The organism is Gordonibacter pamelaeae 7-10-1-b (assembly GCF_000210055.1).
Taxonomy (GTDB): Bacteria; Actinomycetota; Coriobacteriia; order Coriobacteriales; family Eggerthellaceae; genus Gordonibacter; species Gordonibacter pamelaeae.
The window spans coordinates 1,724,885-1,726,205 of the sequence record NC_021021.1 but is presented as its reverse complement, the minus strand read 5'-3'; the positions used below and the strand labels follow the sequence as shown (position 1 = coordinate 1,726,205).

The following is a 1,321-nucleotide window of genomic DNA, read 5'->3' as shown; positions in this document are numbered from 1 at the left end:
CGCCACGCTCTTCACCGCGTCGCCCACCGTCGCGTCGGCGGCCTTCTCGCGGCCGAGCGCCACGGACTCGTCGCTCGCACGTTTCGGCTTGAACGCGCTGCGCACGCGGCTCGTCACGTTGTTCACCAGCTCCATGGGGGCGCTCGTGACCGTGTCGACGGCGTCGACGGCCGAGGAGACGGAATCGGTGATCTCGTTCACGTCCTCGAGGATCTGGTCCACGCGCATGATCTCGAGGTTTGCGGCGTCCACGGTGAGCGACACGCGCTCGACGAGCGGGTCGACCTTCGCCGCCACGGGCTCGAGCGAGGCCGTGATGCGCTCCACGCTGGCAAGCGTCGGCTCGACCTGCTTCTGGACCTCCTCGACGGTCTTGCGCGTCCTGCGCACGGTCATGACCAGCTCTATGACGAGCCAGATGAGCGCCGCACCGACGAGCACGTAGACGATGGGCAACGCTATGCTGATGACTTCGCTGATATCCATGGAAACGCCTCCTGAGCTTACGCGAGTTTTCACTATATCATTTCCACTTCGGATTCTATACAGATCGAGTCACGTTTTCACCCGGCTTACACAGGCGGTAGCCGATCGGTTACTTAGAGCGCGACGTGGGGTTTTGCCCGTTGCCGCCCTCCATGCGGTCGCGTGCGGCCGCATCGGCGCGGTACGCCTCCCAGCCGCGGTCGCTCGGGCGGTAGAACGCGCCGCGCTCAAGGCCGTCGGGCAGGTAGCGCTGGTCGACCCAGCCGCCGGGATAGCTGTGCGGGTAGCGGTACGTACCGTAGCTCTCGGAGCCGGGGCGGTGACGGTCGCGCAGGTGGTCGGGCACGTTGCGGGCCGGGCCGTTGCGCACCTCGGCCAGCGCCGCGTCAATGCCCGCCTCCGCCGCGTTGCTCTTCGGCGCGAGCGCCAGGTAGATGGCGGCCTGCGCCAGGTTGATGCGGCACTCCGGGTAGCCGATGACCTCGGCCGATTTGAACGCGGCCTCGGCCACGAGCAGCGCCTGAGGGTCGGCGTTGCCGATGTCCTCCGATGCGGCGATGAACATGCGGCGCGCGATGAACTTCGGGTCCTCTCCCCCGTCGATCATGCGGGCGAGCCAGTACAGCGCGGCGTCGGGGTCGCTGCCGCGCATGGACTTGATGAACGCCGAGATGATGTCGTAGTGCATATCCTTGTTCTTGTCGTAGGGCAGCGTGCGGTGCGGCGTGGCGGCGCGCACGTTGTCCTCGGTGATGCGCGCGGGCTTCTTCGCCGTGCCGGGCTCCACCATGCCGGCCGCCAGCTCGAGCGTGGTGAGGGCCCCGCGGCCGTCGCC

Annotated in this window: 1 protein-coding gene and 1 pseudogene; both read right to left on the bottom strand. The window is 67.7% G+C overall.

Translation table 11 applies throughout. From position 1 onward, the window contains the following. Nucleotides 1–486 (bottom strand): annotated as a pseudogene (locus tag GPA_RS08015) (DUF948 domain-containing protein); the annotation flags it as partial. 109 nt (nt 487–595) lie between these two features. Continuing rightward, the coding region (locus GPA_RS08010) for an AAA family ATPase (RefSeq protein ID WP_041239301.1) at nt 596–1,321 on the bottom strand (726 nt) is incomplete at its 5' end.